The following is a 17,133-nucleotide window of genomic DNA, read 5'->3' as shown; positions in this document are numbered from 1 at the left end:
GGCTGCCCGCCGCCCGCCCGTCTCCGATCAGGCGGCCATCTTCTCGCACGCGTCCGCGCAGCGCTCGCACGCGGCGACACACTCTTCCATGCCATCGAGCCCTTTGCAGCTTGCCGCGCAAGCCCGGCAGATTTGCGCGCAAATGCCGCACACGAGCTTATGCTGGTCGGAGCCACGCGCCATGAAGTCGAGCGAGGTCGCGCAAATCTGCGCGCAATCGAGCATGATCTTGATGTGCTCGGGCGCGGCGTGGGCACCCCCCACCTGAAGGCAGTGTTGGGTCGTCATCGACAGGCAGGTGACGTGACAGTGATGGCAGGCGTCCATGCAAGCCTGCATCTCGGCGCTCATCTGATGGTGCATCGGTCGTTCTCCGCGTGAGCCCCCGCCCGCTGAGTAGTACGCGGCGCAACGCATCCTCCCTCACGGCCTGGCTCGACGGACCGATGCGCCGATTAGCTAGCCGCGCTGGGGGCAAAGGCCCCAAGAATACGGCAATCGGCCATTGTCCCGCCTGCGCAGCTCGCGATCACGCCGGCCAGCTCACGACGTAGCGCCATCAGATCGGCAATCTTTCGATCGATCTCCTCCAAATGCCGCGTCGCCAACTCGTCGACCGTGCCGCAATCGCGGTCGCGCTGAGCGGCCAGGTTCAATAGCGCGCGAACCTCATCCAGTGAGAAACCCAGGTCGCGCGTGCGCCGGATGAAGCGCAGGCGCTCAAGGTCCTCTGGACGATAAGCGCGGTAGTTCCCGTCGGTCCGCGCGGGAGGATCGATGAGGCCAGCGCGTTCATAGTAGCGGACGGTCTCCACCTTCGTCCCCGTAGCGGACGCCAACTTGCCAATCGTCAGTGCAACCATCTCTTGACCCTGTACCAACTACAGGGTCCATATAGGATGTCGCACGAACACGCGAAGGGCGACAATCATGGCTTGCGGCGACTGCTGCGCCTCTTCCTCAACGAAGAGCAGGACCAACGATCCTCGTTGGCGTCGGGCGCTCTGGATCGCGCTGGGGGTGAACGCGGCTATGTTCGCGGCTGAGATCGTCGCGGGTGTTGCAGGCGGCTCAAAGGCCCTGCAGGCCGATGCCCTCGACTTTCTCGGTGATGCCGCCAATTACGCCATCAGCCTCGGCGTTGCCGGCATGGCGCTCACGTGGCGCGCCCGCGCCGCCCTGCTGAAGGGTGCGACGCTGGCAGTTCTCGGCCTCTACGTTCTAGGCGCGGCGCTCTGGGCGGTCTGGCATGGCGGCGTGCCCCATGCGGAGATGATGGGCATTGTCGGCCTGGTGGCGCTGCTCGCCAACGCGGGTGTCGCGCTCATGCTGTATCGCTTCCGCACCGGCGACGCGAACATGCGCTCGGTGTGGATTTGCTCTCGAAACGACGCGATCGGCAACATCGCCGTGGTACTCGCGGCTGCCGGCGTGTTCGGGACCGGCACGGCGTGGCCAGACCTTATCGTCGCCGGCGTCATGGCGATGCTCGGCATCTCAGGTGGGGTCCAGATCATCGTGCAGGCGCGGCGCGAGCTTGCCCCCGAAGGACGGGGTTACGCGGTGGCCGCGGAATGATAGAAAGGAAGCGGATGCGCGCGCTGCTGCCTTTTTTTGCTTGCCTGATGCTGGTTCTCACCGGCTGGACAGGCGTGGCACACGCGACGGAAAGCATCCGGTGTATTGAGACTTCTCAGGTCGATGCCGCCATGCACATGGATGGCGATTGCGACGAGGTGCCGGCGGATGCGGACAAGGGCTATCCGCATCATCATGCCGCCTGTCATGGGCACCATGTCGCCACCCCTGCCGAGCATAGCGTTGCCGTCACCCTGAACGGCGGCTGGGCAGATTTCACGGGGCACAAGGCACCGATCTGGCTCGCGCACCAAGGCGATCCGGCGCTACGACCACCGCAAGCCTGACAACGCGCCGGGCGCCTCACGGCGCCTGAGACCCGTTCGTCAGGAGCACCTACAATGAAACGCATGATGGCGGCCGTCCTAGCCGCGACAGCCTGCGCGTCGACCAGTTCGGCGCAGGCACAGGACACGGAGGCGTCGGCACCGTCGCTGACCCTTGGCGAGGCACTCACCGCAGCGGGCGCAGTCTCGCCCGCTATCGAGGCCTCACAGTCCGGGATCAAGGCTGCGCAAGCGCAGCGATCGATCGCCGGGCTGAGGCCCAATCCATCCCTCGATGCCATGACCGAGAATGTCGCGGGCACCGGCATGTACCGGGGCTTGCGCTCGTCGGAGACGACGGTCGGCCTCTCGCTACCGCTCGAACTAGGCGGCAAGCGATCGGCGCGCGTTGCAGTTGCCAATGCGCAGCTCGATCGCGCCACGCTGGAAGCGGCGATCACCCAAGCCGATCTCCGGCTGCGGGTGACGCAAGCCTATAACGAGGCCGCTGCGGCGCAGCGCCGTGCCGCAAACGCGCGGGAACAGGTCGGCATCGCAGCCGAAGTGCTGAGAGCTGCCCGCGTTCGTGTCACCGCCGGTCGCGCGTCACCGCTGGAAGAACAGCGCGCCGACGTCGCACGGCTGAACGCCGAAGGCGCAGCCGAACGCGCTGACCGCTCGGCGCAGGTCGCGCTCGGCAATCTCATCCGCCTGATCGGCCGCGGTGCGACCACGCTCGACGCCGCCTGGTTCGCCCGGGTCGAGGGCGCCGGCCCACGTCTGCCAGTCCGAAGCGAGGGCAGCTTGGCGGTCGCGGCCGTCCAGGCCGATCTCACCACGGCGACAGCGCAGGTGCGGCTTGCCCGAAGCCAGCGGGTGCCGGATGTGACCGTCAGCGCCTCGGCCCGTCGGCTGGAAGCGACCAACGACATGGCGGCGGTATTCGGCGTTTCCGTACCGCTGCCCTTGTTCAACAATGGCCGTGCAGCCGTTGATCTTGCCTCGGCGCAGCGCAGCCAGGCGGACGCGCAGCGCCGCGTCGCGCTGCTGGATGCCGAACAGGCCGTCGCGTCGGCCGAAGCCGATGTCGCCAATGCCGCGACCACGGCCCGCAACGCGACCGGGCCGACGCTTGCCGCGGCGCAGGAAGCTGCCCGCATCGCCCGCATCGGCTATCGCGAGGGCAAGTTCGGGCAGTTGGATCTTCTCGAGGCGGAGCGCACGCTCGCCGACACCCGTGCGGCCGCGATCGACGCGCTGGCCGCCTACCATGACGCACAGGCCCGGCTGGAACGGCTCGCCGCCCCGGCGCCTACCGACGCGAAGGACGCACGATGAACACCAAGCACGCGCGGACGCTGCTGTCCGCTCTCCTTCCGCTCGCCCTCGTCGCGTGCGGCGAGGCTCAGAAGAAGACCGACGACATGGCCGGTATGGAGGGCATGGAGAAGGGAGAAGGCGCGGAAAAGAAGGCCGACAAGGACGCGGTGACGCTGTCGGCGAGGCAGATTTCCGATGCCGGCATCGAGGTCTCCCGTCCGGCGGTCGGGGGCATCGCTGGCGCGGTCGAGCTACCCGCTCTCGTGCAGGGCGATCCGCAAGGCGTCCAGGTCGTCTCCGCGACCATCGGCGGTCGTCTGGTCGCGCTGACCCGTAACCTCGGCCAATCGGTGCGGCGGGGTGATCCGATCGCGGTGATCGAAAGCCGCGAAGCGGCGTCGCTGAAAGCCGAAGTCGAGGCCGCTCGTGCGCGTGCGGGTTTGGCGCAGTCCAATCTTCGCCGCGAACAGCGGCTGTTCGCCGAACGCGTCTCCCCCGAACAGGACCTGGTTGCGGCGCGCACCGCAGCGGCAGAGGCGAACATCGCACTGCGTCTCGCGCAGCAGCAGCTTGGGGCCACGGGAGGCGGGGGCGGTGCCCTCAACCGCATCGCCATGCGCTCGCCGATCTCGGGCCAGGTGATCGCTCGACCGGCGGTTCTCGGCCAGACGGTCGATGCGAATGCCGAACTCTACCGGGTGGTGAACCTCTCTCGGGTTACGATTGCTGCCTCGGTATCGCCTGCCGACGCGGGCCGCATCCGTCCGGGCACGCGGGTCGAAGTAACGGCCGCAGGGCGCCGGCAGGAAGGCCACGTGTCGTTCGTGTCGCCCGCGCTCGACGAGAGCACGCGTCTGGTTCAGGTCATCGCCACGCTCGACAATGCCGGCAACACCTGGCGCGTCGGCGAGCCAGTCACGGCGAGCTTCCTGCTGCCTGCCAGCGGAGATCGCAGCGTCTCGGTACCATCGACAGCGGTGCAAAGCGTCGAGAACCGCACGGTCGTCTTCGTGCGCACTCCTACCGGCTTCCGCGCGGTGCCGGTTACGACGGGTCGCCGCAACGGCGATCAGGTCATCATCAGCTCGGGCCTGACCGGCCAGGAGCGCATCGCCACCACGAACTCGTTCACCCTGAAAGCCGAACTCGGCAAGGGTGGCGAGATGGACATGGACTGAGCCCATGATCTCCCGCCTCGTCACCTTCTCGGTCGAGCGGCGCTGGCTTGTCCTGCTGCTCACCCTCGTCGCCGCGCTTGGCGGTATCTTCGCCCTCCAGCGCCTTCCCATCGATGCCGTACCCGACATCACCAACAACCAGGTCCAGGTGAATGTCCTGGCGCCGTCGCTGTCGCCCGATCAGATCGAGCGACAGGTCTCCTTCACCATCGAAACCTCGCTCAAGGGCATTCCTGGGCTGGCTTATACCCGGTCGCTCAATCGCAACGGGTTCGCCCAGATCACGGCGGTCTTCACCGATGCGACCGACATCTATTTCGCCCGCCAACAGGTGGCGGAGCGGATGCGCATGGCCGAGGAGCGGCTACCGCAAGGCGTGATGCCGGAAATGGGTCCGATCGCCACCGGCCTCGGCGACATCTTCATGTGGACCGTCGAGTACCAGGAACTCAATCGGGTCAAACACCGCGACGGTGAACCGGGCCTCCAACGTGATGGCAGCTACATCACGCCCGAAGGCGAGCATCTTGTCAGCGAACGCGACAAGGCGACCTACCTTCACACGGTCCAGGAGTGGATGGTGGCGCCGCAGCTCCGCGGTACGGAGGGAGTCGCCGGCGTGGACTCGCTCGGCGGCTTCGACCGCGAATATCTGGTCATCCCGGATCTCCAGCGGCTCGCCTCGATGCGGCTCACCGTCCAGGATCTCGCCACCGCGCTCGAGCGCAGCAACACCAGCATCGGTGCGGGCACCGTCGATCGCAACGGTGAGGGCCTGTTCGTCCGCTCGGACGCCCGCGTTCGCACCGCCGACGAGCTGTCTCGCACCGTCGTTGCCACACGGGAGGGCGTGCCTGTCGTTCTCAGTCAGGTGGCGACCGTCAAGGCAGGGCAGGGCCTCCGCACCGGCTCCGCCTCCGAGAACGGCCATGAGGTCGTGGTCGGCACGGCGGTCATGCGGATCGGCGAAAACAGCCGCACCGTCGCGACCGATGTCGGCGAGCGCCTCAAAGCCATTAGCGGGTCGCTGCCGGCCGACGTCGTGGTCAAGCCGGTCCTCGACCGGACCGCGCTCGTGAACTCCACGATCGCCACGGTGGCCCGCAATCTCGCGGAAGGGGCGGTGCTGGTCATCGTCGTGCTGTTCGCTCTGCTCGGCAACTTCCGGGCGGCGCTGATCGCGGCTTTGGTCATCCCGATCACCATGCTGCTCACGGCCACGGGGATGCTTAAGGCCGGGGTGTCAGCCAACCTGATGAGCCTCGGCGCGCTCGACTTCGGTCTGATTGTCGATGGCGCGGTCATCATCGTCGAGAACGCGCTGCGTCACCTCGGCGCTCGCCAGCACGAGACCGGGGGCATCCTGCCGCTGAAGGAACGCTTGGCGATCGTGGCGGCCTCGGCGCGGGAGATGATCCGGCCCTCGGTCTACGGACAGGCCATTATCATTCTCGTCTACGCGCCGCTGCTGACCTTCGCGGGCGTGGAGGGCAAGATGTTCGAGCCGATGGCGCTCACCGTCATCATCGCGCTCATCTTCGCCTTTGTGCTGTCGCTGACCTTCGTGCCGGCTGCCATCGCCGCCTTCCTGGCCGGCAAGGTCGAGGAGAAGGAGAGCCGGATCGTTGCGTGGCTCAAGCGGCGCTACGAACCGGGTCTCGACGCGGCCATGCGGCGTCCGAGCATCACCATAAGCGGCGCGCTGGCCAGTGTGGTGCTGGCGGCGCTCGCCTTCACGACGCTGGGACAGGAGTTCCTGCCGCAACTCGATGAGGGTGACATTCTCGTCCAGGCCTGGCGCCCGCCCGGCACCTCGGTCGAGCAGAGCCAGCGCATGCAGTTCGCGGTGGAGAAGACGATCAGTCGCGAGCCCGAGGTGCAATATGCCTTCTCACGGACCGGCACCTCGGAGATCGCCAGCGATCCCATGCCGCCCAACGCAACCGATACGTTCGTGATGCTGAAGCCGCGCAAGGAATGGCCGGACCCAAGCTTGCCCAAGGAAGAGCTGGTCGAGCGCATCGAAAAGAAGGTCTCGACCATTCCGGGGAACGGCTACGAGATTACGCAGCCGATTCAGATGCGCTTCAACGAGCTGATCGCCGGCGTGCGCGGCGACATCGCGGTGAAGGTATTCGGCGACGACTTCGCGACCATGAACGCAACCGCGATGCAGATCGCCGACGTCATGCGGAAGGTGCCTGGGGCGGCGGATGTCCGGGTCGAACAGACTGAAGGGCTGCCGCTTCTCGACATCCGTCCCAACCGAGACGCGATGGCGCGGGTCGGCGTCTCGGCCGGCGACGTCCAGGACGTGGTTGCCGCGACCGTGGGCGGCAAACAGGCCGGCGTGATCTTCGAGGGCGATGCCCGCTTCCCGGTCGTGATCCGTCTCGGCGAGACGGCGCGCGCCGATCTGCAAACCTTGGGGCAGATCCCGGTGCCAACCGCGAGCGGATCGTTCGTGCCGCTGGCGAGTGTAGCGGACATCGGGCTCGGCGACGGCCCCAACCAGATCAGCCGCGAGAACGGCAAGCGCCGCGTCGTCGTCCAGGCCAATGTGCGTGGGAGAGACGTCGCCGGCGTCGTCGAGGAGGCACAGGCGAAGATAGCGCAGCAGGTCGCCTTGCCGGCCGGCACCTATCTCACCTGGGGTGGCCAGTTCGAGAATCTGGCGAGCGCTCGCGCCCGCCTGACGATCGTGGTGCCGGTGTGTTTCGCCGTCATCATGCTGCTGCTCTATGGTGCGCTCGGGTCGGTACGCGATGCGGCGTTGGTCTTCACCGGCGTACCGCTGGCCTTGGTTGGCGGCATCCTGGCGCTGCTGCTTCGCGGGCTACCCTTTTCGATCTCGGCCGCGGTGGGCTTCATCGCCCTGTCCGGCGTGGCAGTGCTCAACGGGCTCGTGATGGTATCTTCCATCCATGACCTGATGCGCGAGGGGATGGAGCGAGCGCGCGCCGCACGGGAAGGGGCACTGCTTCGGCTGCGCCCTGTCGCGATGACCGCGTTGGTGGCCAGCCTCGGCTTCGTGCCGATGGCCTTGGGTCATGGGGCCGGTGCCGAGGTCCAGAAGCCGCTCGCGACTGTCGTGATCGGCGGTCTGATCTCGGCGACGCTTTTGACGCTGTTCGTTCTGCCGACGCTTTACGCCCGCTTCGGCGGGTGGCGTCCGGCAGCGGATGATCCTGACGAAGCGGGCACCGTGCCGGCGGAGGTACACGCATGAGCCACGATCACGATCATGGGGGGCATGGCCATAGCCATGCCCCGACCTCCTTCGGGCGCGCCTTCGCCATCGGCACCGCGCTCAACATCGGGTTCGTCATCGTCGAGGCGGTTTACGGTATCTTGGCCGGCTCGATGGCGCTGCTTGCTGACGCGGGCCACAACCTGTCCGACGTGCTCGGGCTGGTGATTGCCTGGGGCGCGGCGTCGCTGGCGAAGCGGTCTCCCACTGCCCGCTACACCTATGGGCTGCGTAGCTCGTCCATTCTGGCGGCGTTTCTCAACGCGCTGCTGCTGCTCGTCGCGATCGCGGTGATCGCGGTTGAGGCGATCCGCCGCTTCAGCGAACCCGCGCCCGTCGCCGGCACGACCGTCATGGTCGTCGCCGGAATCGGTATCGTGGTCAACGGCGTCACGGCTTGGCTGTTTGCCAGCGGGCGCAAAGGCGACCTCAACGTGCGGGGTGCCTTCCTCCATATGGCGGCTGACGCCGCGGTATCGGCCGGCGTAGTGGTGGCGGGCTTCATCATCTCGCGGACCGGCTGGACCTGGCTGGACCCGGTGACGAGCCTCGTCATCGTCGCCGTGATCGCGTTCGGCACCTGGGGGTTGCTCCGGGACTCGGTCAACATGTCGCTGCAGGCGACCCCGCCCGGGCTTGACAGGGACGAAGTGGCCGACTTCCTCCGACAATGGCCCGGCGTGTCGGCCATCCACGACCTGCACGTTTGGCCGCTGAGCACGACCGAAACCGCGCTGACCGTTCACCTGCTAATCCCGGCGGGCTACCCCGGCGATGCCTACACGACCGACCTTGCGTCAGCCCTGCACGACCGGTTTGGGATCGATCATGCGACCGTGCAGATCGAAACGGACAAGGACACACCATGCAGGCTTGAGCCCGACATTGTCGTTTGACGCCGAGGCAGCATTCAGGCTGGCACCCTCCTATATATCTGCTAAGCTGGATATATGGAAAACGAGTCGGCGATCACAGCCTTGGGCGCCTTGGCGCAGGGGACGCGTCTCGACGGGTTCCGGCTGCTGGTCCGGCATGAACCGGACGGCCTCGCCGCTGGCGAGATAGCTCGTCAACTGGAGGTGCCGCAGAACACCATGTCGGCGCACCTCGGCATTCTCGCCCGCGCCGGCCTAGTCCGCGCGGAGCGGCATAGCCGCTCGATCATCTACCGCGCCGATCTCGACGGGTTGCGCGCCGTGATGCTGTTCCTGGTCAAGGACTGCTGCGAGGGGTCGGCTGAGCTGTGCGCGCCGCTCGTCGCCGAACTCGCTCCCTGCTGCTGAAAGGAAGCCGCGCCATGGCCGTCGACATAATCATCTACCACAACCCCGAGTGCGGCACGTCGCGCAACGTGCTGGGGCTGATCCGCAACGCCGGGATCGAGCCTCATGTGGTCGAGTATCTGCAAACCCCGCCCTCGCGCGCGCTGCTGGTCGAGTTGATCGACCGTGCCGGAACCACGCCGCGCGATCTGCTGCGGGAGAAGGGGACGCCCTATGCCGAGCTGGGGCTCGGCGAGACGTCGCTTTCCGACGACGCGCTGGTGGACGCGATGATGGCGCATCCGGTCCTCATCAACCGGCCGCTGGTCGTGTCGCCGCTCGGCGTGAAGCTCTGCCGGCCCTCGGAAGCGGTGCTCAATCTGCTGCCCGAAGCACAACGCGGCGCGTTCGCGAAGGAGGATGGTGAGCTGGTCGTGAATGCCTCGGGCGCGCGGGTCGCCTGATGGCGACGCTCGCCTCCGAACAGGTCCGCCCCGGTATGGGGGCGTTCGAGCGTTACCTGACGCTGTGGGTGGCGCTCTGCATCGTCACCGGCATCGCTCTCGGCTATGCCCTGCCGGGCCTGTTCGCCTCGATCGCCGCGGCCGAGGTCGCCCGCGTCAACCTGATCGTTGCCGTGCTGATCTGGCTGATGATCGTCCCCATGCTGCTCAAGATCGACTTTCGGGCGCTCGGGTCGGTGCGCCAGCACTGGAAAGGGGTGGGCGTCACCCTGTTCATCAATTGGGCGGTCAAGCCATTCTCGATGGCGGCGTTGGGAAGCATCTTCATCGGCGGGCTGTTCGCCCCGCTGCTGCCGGCCGGAGAAGGGCCGTCCTACATCGCCGGACTGATCCTGCTTGCCGCCGCGCCCTGCACGGCGATGGTGTTCGTCTGGTCGAACCTCTGCGATGGCGAGCCGACCTATACGCTCTCCCAAGTCGCCCTGAACGACGTGCTAATGGTGTTCCTGTTCGCGCCACTCGTTGCGCTGCTGCTCGGCGTTGCCTCGGTTACTGTGCCGTGGAACACCCTGTTGCTCTCGGTCGCGCTCTACATCGTCGTGCCGGTAATCGTCGCGCAAGCGATCCGGCGCGGGCTGTTGGCGGGTGGCGGACAACCCGCGCTGGATCGGCTGCTCGCCCGGCTCAGCCCGATGTCGCTGATGGCGCTGCTGGCGACGCTGGTGCTGCTGTTCGGCTTCCAGGGCGAACAGATCCTTTCGCAGCCGCTGGTCATCGCGCTGTTGGCTGTCCCCATTCTCATTCAGGTCTACCTCAACGCCGGCCTCGCCTACTGGCTGTCTCGCCGCTTCGGAGTGGCGTGGTGCGTCGCCGCGCCTGCCGCGCTGATCGGCGCGTCCAACTTCTTCGAGTTGGCGGTAGCAGCCGCCATATCGCTGTTTGGCCTAAACTCCGGCGCAGCGCTCGCGACGGTGGTGGGCGTGCTGGTCGAGGTTCCCGTGATGCTCTCGGTCGTCTCGATCGTGAAGCGCTCGCGCGGCTGGTATGAGCGAGGAGCCGTCGCCTGATGCTGACGGCGCTGGTTTATGCGGGAGCCGCGCTCGCCGAGATAGCCGGCTGCTTCGCCTTCTGGGCGTGGCTGCGGGTCGGCAAGTCGCCCGCTTGGCTGATGCCGGGCGTGTTGTCGCTGGTCCTTTTCGCCTGGCTGCTCACCCGCGTCGATGCCGCTGCGGCCGGACGCGCCTACGCCGCCTATGGCGGTATCTATATCTGTGCGTCGCTTTGCTGGCTGTGGGCGGTTGAGGGGGTGAGGCCCGATCGCTGGGATTTGGGCGGCGCGGCGCTCTGCCTTCTCGGCACCTGCGTCATCCTGCTCGGGCCGCGAGCTGCGTGACGGGATTGCGCGTACACCGGCTCGATGTCGGCGACTTCGGCGCGCTGCGCGACGCGCTCGCCGCCGCGGACCTACCCGTCGCCGATCTGGCCGAACCGGGCCGCGCATTCTTCCGGTTTGATGATGACGCGGGCTTGGTCGGCTATGGCGGTCTCGAAGGCGACAGGGCCAATCGGCTGCTCCGCTCGCTCCTGATCGTCGCCGATCGGCGCGGCGACGGGCTCGGTCGCGCCGTCCTCGCCCTGCTAGAGAACGTCGCGCGCGTCATGCGCGTCCAGCGGCTCCACCTCCTCACCACCACGGCAGCGCCGTTCTTCCGCGCCAACGGCTACGCCGACGCCGATCGCGTCGCGGCTCCTGCGGCGATCGCCGGCTCGCGCGAGTTCACCGCGCTTTGCCCGGCCTCGGCCGCCTATCTCGTGAAAGCCCTTTGATGCCGCTGCGCCAGCTTCCCGATCCCGACAGCCTGCCCGCGCTCGATCGCGACTATGTGCGCGAGCGGCCCGCGCTGGGGCTGGGCGCGGCCGATCCCGCACCGCGCATCCTGCTCCTCTATGGATCGTTGCGCGAACGGTCGTTCTCGCGCCTCGCCGTCGAGGAAGCCGCCCGCCTGCTGCGCCTATTCGGCGCGGAGACCCGGATTTTCGATCCGTCCACCCTGCCGCTGCCCGATCAGGTCCAAGGCGACGATCACCCGGCCGTGCGCGAGCTCCGCGAGCTGTCGATGTGGTCGGAAGGGCATGTATGGTGCTCGCCCGAACGCCACGGTCAGATTACCGGGCTGATGAAGGCTCAAATAGACCATCTGCCGCTGGAGATGGGCGGAATGCGGCCCACGCAGGGACGCACGCTCGCCGTCATGCAGGTGTCGGGCGGCTCGCAGTCGTTCAACGCGGTCAACACGCTACGCCTGCTCGGCCGATGGATGCGGATGTTCACGATCCCCAATCAAAGCTCGGTCGCGATGGCGTGGAAGGAGTTCGACGACGCCGGCCGCATGAAGCCGTCGAGCTGCTACGATCGCATCGTTGACGTGATGGAGGAGCTGGTGCGGTTCACAGTGCTAATGCGGCCGCATGCAGTTCAACTCGTCGACCGCTACTCAGAGCGTAGGGCGGATGGCTTGCCAGTCGTATCGGCTACCGATCTGGCGAGCCTGGCAACAGGCAATTAGTCCCAAAGCCTGTCGGCGCAGCCTTCAACGTTCAAAATGCAACAGTCACGTCGGTCCAATCACGCCCACAATCCGTTCGACCTCGGTGCTCCAGCTCTCCAGGGCCTCTCGTTTCTCCCGCTGGTAATCGTAGCGTTGGTAGACGCCGGCGATACCTGATCGGGAGCCGCTGATGTGGTTCAGCACGGCTTCGGTAACGGGCATAGGTACTCCGAGGCGCTGCATGCCTGTTGCGACCGTGCGTCGCAGATCATGCAGGATGAAGTGATCCACCGCGTCTACCTTCATGATCTTGGCCATCTCCCGGAGGAGGCGCGGATGCCCCTTGCTGAAGCCGTTGACCGAAGCGTCGGGATTACCTGCGACGGGAAAGAGCTTGCTCGAGCCATCCATCACCGGAAGGTCTTCGATCAATGCCTTGGCGGCTTTCGTAAGCGGCACGATGTGAGCTTTGCCGTTCTTTGCTCGAGCGGCTGGGATGACCCAGGTGTCGCCGTCAAACTCGGAACGGGCTGCGTCGAACACCTCTCCGCGACGTTGACCGGTTAAGAGGAGCAGCTTGAAGCCAGGGCCGAACGGCCAGCCCATGGCGTTGCACGCCTGCCAGAAAACGCGGATCTCAGCATCCGAAAGGAAGCGGTCCCGAGCCTTGGGGAGGGGAGGGCGTCCCGCATCACGACAGGGATTGGCTGGTAGCTTTTCCAGCTTCGGCATGGCCCAAGTGAAAAACGAGCTCAGCTGTTGATGCACTCCCAGCCCCGCTCTTGGCGTGGGGTTGTTCGTATCTCGGTAGGTGATGTCCTCTACCAGTGCGGTCACTTCCGACCGGGTGATCGTGTCGGCTAGCCGATCGCCGAAGCGTGGGAGGATGAACTTCTTGCCAATGCGCTCGATCTCGGAGGCGCTCTTCTTTTTGCCGCGTACAGCACGCTCGAGATACTGCCCCCAAAGCACGGAGAACGTGAGGCGTCCGACAGCACCACCGGTGCTACTGGCCGGCTGGGGCAACCCCTTCCCGGACTCGAGGTCGATCAGCAACGATCGAGCCTTCTTGCGGGCGTCGGCGAGTGTGAACGCATCCGAGAAGCGTCCGAGGGTAACGTTCCGAACAGAGCCTCCCACGCGCTTACGTAGGATGAAGGTCTTGCCGCCGGATGCGCCAACGCGGACGCGGAGCCCGCCAACGAGTTGATCGAGTAGTTCCACTTGGCCGGATGAAGGCGGGTTTAGGCCTCGGATCTTGGCATCCGTGAGACCTACAGCTTTGCTGCGCATAGCTATGATCCTGGTCTGTTCCGGCCGCCATGCTGTTACCTTAGGTAACAAATGGGCGCTGATACCCTAGAACATAAAGGGAACGTGCGGAACATGCAAGTTGTTGTTTTCGCGCCAGAAAGAGACATTCTGGGACGTTGCTGGAAGGCGCTTTATCGCCCTACGAATCTGAGGGTCGGACGTTCGAATCGTTCCGGGCGCGCCATTTTCTCCCGAGACGTTGTCGTAGCCGCTTTCGCCTCTTTGGCGGAGCCGTTGACAGCGATCTTGTCACGCGGCGGTCTGGCACGGACGAGCACTCGCCTTAGGCAGGGGAGACGCACGGCGAGATTGATGTCCGCGGGCGTGCAGGCGCTGGTGGTCCTTATCGGCGCCATGACTGATTGCAGCGACGGCAGCACCTTTCACATCACTAGGTTACTGGATCGGGGCCGACGCCGGCGGCCGGCGGACAGCAACGACGTGATCGCGCGGCTTGGCTGGCGTCCACTGGCCGAGCCCGTGCCGGTCCGCCTGTGCCCGATGCGGGTTGCGACAGAGACGCCGTCCGATCGTTCCTGACGCAAACACGCCCTGCACTTTCTGCGGGCATTGAACCGAAATGGTGGAGTCGCACGCCCCGCGCAGCTATGGCGACAGATGGCGAAGGCCCTGTTGATGCGTGCTGTACCGGGGATCGAGGGCGCGAGCACGAGTGCGGACCAGTTATTACGACGTGCTTGGCGTCGCTCCCTCGGCCGATGAGGACGCGATCAAGGCGCGCTATCTTCTCCTGATCCGTCGCTATCATCCGGATCGCAACAGCTCGCCGCTCGCCCATGCGCGCACGGCCGAGATCAACGCGGCGTTCCGCTGCCTGTCCGACCCCGCCGCGCGGTCGCTGCACGACGCCGATCTGGCCGAGCAGCGGCGGGCGGCGGTGTCCGCCCGCGCGCTCAGTCTGTCGCGGGGAGGCAGCACCGCGCTCGTCGTCCGCCGGCGCCGGCGCTCGCCGTTCAGACGCTATGCCGCACGCTTTGCGGTGCTGGCACTGTTGCTCGGCACCGCTGTCGCAGGGTGGCAGATCCAGCAGCGGATGCTGTCCGGCGGTGGCGCGGTGACGCATGTGGCCAGCGAGGATGATGGCGACAGCGAGGCGCGCGTCACTGTCGCCGAGCTGAACGCCGCCACCGCTCGCGAGGCACGGGCGATGCCGCCCGTGTCGCGCGCGGTGGTCGCCGATGGGGCGGGCTCGTTCCACCGGCTGGTCGCGGACGGGCAGGCCGCCCAGGCGCGCGCGTTCAGCGAGCGGTGCCACCGGACGGCGGCAGACGCGGGCACATGGAACGCGCTCGATTTCTGCGTCGCCTTCGATCAGGCCGCCTTTGTCGGCCGGCAGGCGGCGGAGGCGGCGGCCAATGCCGGCTATTTCGTCGACCGGCACGATCGCGCCGCCCACCTCTACGTCTCGCGCCTGTCGAGCATGGACACGATCGCGCTGCGACTGGATCAGATCCGCAGCCAGATCAGGCCGCCCAAGCCCGAGCGGAGCCCGACCGAGCGATTGCTTCATGGCCTGGCAAAACGCGGCTGGAAGCTGGCCGATGCGGTGGGCGACGCGCTCAGCCCGGGCAAGCTGGCGGAGACGGGCAGCGCGGGCAAGGCCGGCGATTTCTGAGCACCCACCGGGCGGCCGGCTTGGGCCCGGCGCCGCGCTCGGCTAACGCGGTCGCGAGAGGGGCGCGCATGCCGGTCGTCAGTGTCGTCATTCCAACCGCCCGCCGGCCCGCAGCGGTCTGCCGTGCGGTCGCCACGGTGCTGGCGCAGACGATGGCGGATCTCGAGGTGATCGTCGTCGTCGACGGGGACGATCCGGCGACCGACGAGGCGCTCGGCGCCGTTCCGGACCAGCGGCTGCGCGTGATCCACAATGGCAGGCGGCGCGGCGCGGGCGAGGCGCGCAACATCGGCGCGGATGCGGCGCGCGGGGCGTGGGTCGCCTTCCTCGACGATGATGACGAATGGCTGCCGACCAAGCTCGCCGCGCAGCTTGCCGCGGCGCCGGCGGAGCCCGCCATCGTCATGACGCAATATCAGGTGGTCGGCGCGGCGGGCACGTTCATCCGCCCGACGCAGGTCTATGACGAGGCGGTGCCGTTCGACGAATGGCTGTTCGACCGGCAAAGCTGGACCAGGTCCGGTGAGGGCTTCATCCAGAGCTCGTCGCTGATGGTGCCGAAGGCGCTGTTCAGCCGCCTGCGCTTCACCACCAAGCAGCATGAGGATTGGGAGTTCGTGCTGCGCGCGGTGAAGCAGCATGGCCACCGGCTGGTCACCGTGGCCGAGCCGCTGGTCGTCTATTATGCGCCGGATACGCTCGCCTCGCTCAGCGGCACGCATACGTGGCAACGCTCCATTGCGTGGGGCTGGCGGCTGCGACGGTTGATGAGCCCGCGCGGCTTCAGCGGCTATTGCCTGACGGTGGCGGCGCAGATGGCGGCGACGCGGGGCACGCGGCGGGCCTTCGGGCCGCTGCTGAAGACGGCGTTCGCGCACGGCGCGCCGACGGCCAAGCAGCTGTTCGCCTTCGTCTATTTCTGGCTGTCGCCGGTCCGCTTCCGGCACCGGCTGCGCGCCTGGATGCAGGCTGAGCGGGGCTGAGCCTCACAGCCCCCAGTAGTTGACGCCGTCTGGCAACGTCTGTCCGGCGAACAGGCCCTTCAGGTCCGCCAGCGTGCCGCCGGGCCGCAGGTGATGCGCCGCACCGGCCGCGCCGCGTGCGCGATATTCCGCGTGCGGCACCGCGACCAGCACCGCATCATAGGCCGCGGCGGCAGGCTCGGCGATCAGCGTCAGGCCATATTCGTGCGACGCCTCATCGGCACTCGCGCGCGGATCGGCGACATCGACGCGGTGCCCCCGCGCCTTCAGCCGGGCGATCACGTCCGCCACCTTGCTGTTGCGCAGGTCCGGCACGTCTTCCTTGAAGGTCAGGCCGAGCACCAGCACGTCGGACCCCGGCTCCAGCCGCGCCGCCAGCTGATCGGCCACCCAGTCACCCATGCCGTCGTTGATCGCGCGGCCCGACAGGATCACCGCCGGATCATGGCCCAGCGCGGTGGCGCAGTGGGCGAGATAATAAGGATCGACGCCGATGCAGTGGCCGCCGACCAGCCCTGGCTGGAAGGGCAGGAAGTTCCACTTCGTCCCCGCGGCCTTCAGCACGTCCCACACGGACACGCCCATGAGCGAGAAGATGCGGGCGATCTCGTTCATGAAGGCGATGTTGATGTCGCGCTGCGCATTCTCGATGACCTTTGCCGCCTCCGCCACGCGGATCGATGCCGCCTTGTAGGTGCCGCCGCTCGTCACCGCGCCGTAAAGTGCTGCCAGCCGGTCCGTCACGTCGGGGTTCTCACCGGCGACGACCTTGGTGATGCGGTCGATCGTATGTTCGCGGTCGCCCGGATTGATCCGCTCGGGCGAGTAGCCGAGGAAGAAATCCTCGCCGCGGACGAGCCCCGAAACTTCCGCCAGGATTGGCCCGCACACATCCTCGGTGACGCCGGGATAGACGGTGCTTTCGAAGCAGATGATCGGCTTGCGCCCGCCATCGAGCATCCCCGCGACCATGCGCGACGCGCTCTCGACGATGGACAGGTCGGGCTGGTTGTTCGCGTCCACCGGCGTCGGCACCGTGACGATGTAGACGTCGGCCGGGGCCACTGCCGCGGCATCGCCCGACAACGTCAGCGTCGATTGCGCCAGCCGTTCCGCGTCGATCTCGCCGGTGCGGTCATGGTGGCGGCGCAACTCCGCGATGCGCGAGGGATCGATGTCGAGGCCCGTCGTCTCGAACCGCGTCGCGAGGGCAACGGCCAGCGGCAGCCCGACATAGCCGAGCCCGACGACGACGATCCGCGGCTGGTCCATC

General features: G+C 67.0%; 19 protein-coding genes. 15 read left to right on the top strand and 4 right to left on the bottom strand.

Annotated features, from left to right (window positions below; translation table 11 throughout):
• Positions 1–27: 27 nt before the first annotated feature.
• The gene (locus BM360_RS11670; RefSeq protein ID WP_093314821.1) at positions 28–363 is read right to left on the bottom strand and encodes a four-helix bundle copper-binding protein; all 336 of its coding nucleotides are present in this window, start codon (positions 361–363) and stop codon (positions 28–30) included.
• A gap of 92 nt (positions 364–455) precedes the next feature.
• Complete coding sequence (locus BM360_RS11665; RefSeq protein WP_093314819.1) at positions 456–863, bottom strand: MerR family transcriptional regulator; 408 nt, start codon at positions 861–863, stop codon at positions 456–458.
• A gap of 67 nt (positions 864–930) precedes the next feature.
• On the opposite strand from BM360_RS11665, the gene BM360_RS11660 reads away from it, so the two are divergent.
• From BM360_RS11660 to arsH, 12 genes are read left to right on the top strand one after another with little or no spacing between them, the layout of a single operon-like run.
• Positions 931–1,578: a cation efflux transmembrane domain-containing protein gene (locus tag BM360_RS11660; protein WP_093314817.1), complete on the top strand. Its 648-nt coding sequence runs from the start codon at positions 931–933 to the stop codon at positions 1,576–1,578.
• Between the two features lie 14 nt (positions 1,579–1,592).
• Positions 1,593–1,925, top strand: coding sequence for a hypothetical protein (locus BM360_RS11655; RefSeq protein ID WP_093314815.1), 333 nt, complete (start codon positions 1,593–1,595; stop codon positions 1,923–1,925).
• Positions 1,926–1,979: 54 nt separating this feature from the next.
• Positions 1,980–3,242, top strand: coding sequence for a TolC family protein (locus tag BM360_RS11650; RefSeq protein ID WP_093314813.1), 1,263 nt, complete (start codon positions 1,980–1,982; stop codon positions 3,240–3,242).
• A complete protein-coding gene (locus BM360_RS11645) occupies positions 3,239–4,402 on the top strand; it encodes an efflux RND transporter periplasmic adaptor subunit (protein ID WP_093314811.1) in 1,164 nt (387 codons plus the stop codon). Before BM360_RS11650 ends, BM360_RS11645 begins: the two co-directional genes overlap by 4 nt.
• Positions 4,403–4,406: 4 nt before the next feature.
• Positions 4,407–7,631 (top strand): efflux RND transporter permease subunit, encoded by a 3,225-nt coding sequence (locus tag BM360_RS11640; protein ID WP_093314809.1) that lies wholly within the window; start codon positions 4,407–4,409, stop codon positions 7,629–7,631.
• Positions 7,628–8,548: a cation diffusion facilitator family transporter gene (locus BM360_RS11635; RefSeq protein WP_093314807.1), complete on the top strand. Its 921-nt coding sequence runs from the start codon at positions 7,628–7,630 to the stop codon at positions 8,546–8,548. The genes BM360_RS11640 and BM360_RS11635 overlap by 4 nt, the downstream gene beginning before the upstream one ends.
• A gap of 54 nt (positions 8,549–8,602) precedes the next feature.
• A complete protein-coding gene (locus BM360_RS11630; RefSeq protein WP_093314805.1) occupies positions 8,603–8,935 on the top strand; it encodes an ArsR/SmtB family transcription factor in 333 nt (110 codons plus the stop codon).
• A gap of 14 nt (positions 8,936–8,949) precedes the next feature.
• Complete coding sequence (arsC, locus tag BM360_RS11625; protein ID WP_093314803.1) at positions 8,950–9,378, top strand: arsenate reductase (glutaredoxin); 429 nt, start codon at positions 8,950–8,952, stop codon at positions 9,376–9,378.
• On the top strand, positions 9,378–10,445 hold the full coding sequence (arsB, locus tag BM360_RS11620) for an ACR3 family arsenite efflux transporter (protein ID WP_423228906.1): 1,068 nt from the start codon (positions 9,378–9,380) through the stop codon (positions 10,443–10,445). The genes arsC and arsB overlap by 1 nt, the downstream gene beginning before the upstream one ends.
• Positions 10,445–10,771, top strand: a complete 327-nt coding sequence (locus tag BM360_RS11615; RefSeq protein ID WP_093314799.1) for a YnfA family protein — start codon at positions 10,445–10,447, stop codon at positions 10,769–10,771. Before arsB ends, BM360_RS11615 begins: the two co-directional genes overlap by 1 nt.
• A complete protein-coding gene (arsN2, locus tag BM360_RS11610) occupies positions 10,768–11,205 on the top strand; it encodes an arsenic resistance N-acetyltransferase ArsN2 (protein WP_423228905.1) in 438 nt (145 codons plus the stop codon). Before BM360_RS11615 ends, arsN2 begins: the two co-directional genes overlap by 4 nt.
• Complete coding sequence (gene arsH / locus BM360_RS11605; RefSeq protein WP_093314795.1) at positions 11,205–11,945, top strand: arsenical resistance protein ArsH; 741 nt, start codon at positions 11,205–11,207, stop codon at positions 11,943–11,945. Before arsN2 ends, arsH begins: the two co-directional genes overlap by 1 nt.
• A gap of 45 nt (positions 11,946–11,990) precedes the next feature.
• Here arsH and BM360_RS11600 read toward each other — a convergent pair whose 3' ends face one another.
• Positions 11,991–13,220 carry a tyrosine-type recombinase/integrase gene (locus BM360_RS11600; protein WP_093314793.1) on the bottom strand — a complete coding sequence of 410 codons (1,230 nt, stop codon included), beginning with the start codon at positions 13,218–13,220 and terminating at the stop codon, positions 11,991–11,993.
• A 333-nt stretch (positions 13,221–13,553) separates the two neighbouring features.
• Between BM360_RS11600 and BM360_RS11595 the strand changes: the two genes are divergently transcribed.
• The 3 genes from BM360_RS11595 to BM360_RS11585 all read left to right on the top strand — a co-directional run bounded on the left by BM360_RS11595 (position 13,554) and on the right by BM360_RS11585 (position 15,860).
• Entirely contained in the window at positions 13,554–13,781 is a 228-nt protein-coding gene (locus tag BM360_RS11595) for a hypothetical protein (protein WP_093314791.1), read from the top strand.
• A 133-nt stretch (positions 13,782–13,914) separates the two neighbouring features.
• Entirely contained in the window at positions 13,915–14,877 is a 963-nt protein-coding gene (locus tag BM360_RS11590) for a J domain-containing protein (RefSeq protein WP_165611295.1), read from the top strand.
• Positions 14,878–14,945: 68 nt separating this feature from the next.
• Positions 14,946–15,860: a glycosyltransferase family 2 protein gene (locus BM360_RS11585; protein WP_165611294.1), complete on the top strand. Its 915-nt coding sequence runs from the start codon at positions 14,946–14,948 to the stop codon at positions 15,858–15,860.
• 3 nt (positions 15,861–15,863) lie between these two features.
• On the opposite strand, the gene BM360_RS11580 is transcribed toward BM360_RS11585, so the two are convergent.
• Positions 15,864–17,132, bottom strand: a complete 1,269-nt coding sequence (locus tag BM360_RS11580) for a nucleotide sugar dehydrogenase (RefSeq protein ID WP_093314785.1) — start codon at positions 17,130–17,132, stop codon at positions 15,864–15,866.
• Position 17,133: the final 1 nt, after the last annotated feature.

The organism is Sphingomonas jatrophae, from assembly GCF_900113315.1.
In the GTDB taxonomy this organism is placed as follows: domain Bacteria; phylum Pseudomonadota; class Alphaproteobacteria; order Sphingomonadales; family Sphingomonadaceae; genus Sphingomonas_P; species Sphingomonas_P jatrophae.
The sequence above is the reverse complement of the archived record's forward strand: the minus strand, read 5'-3'. Positions and strand labels throughout refer to the sequence as shown.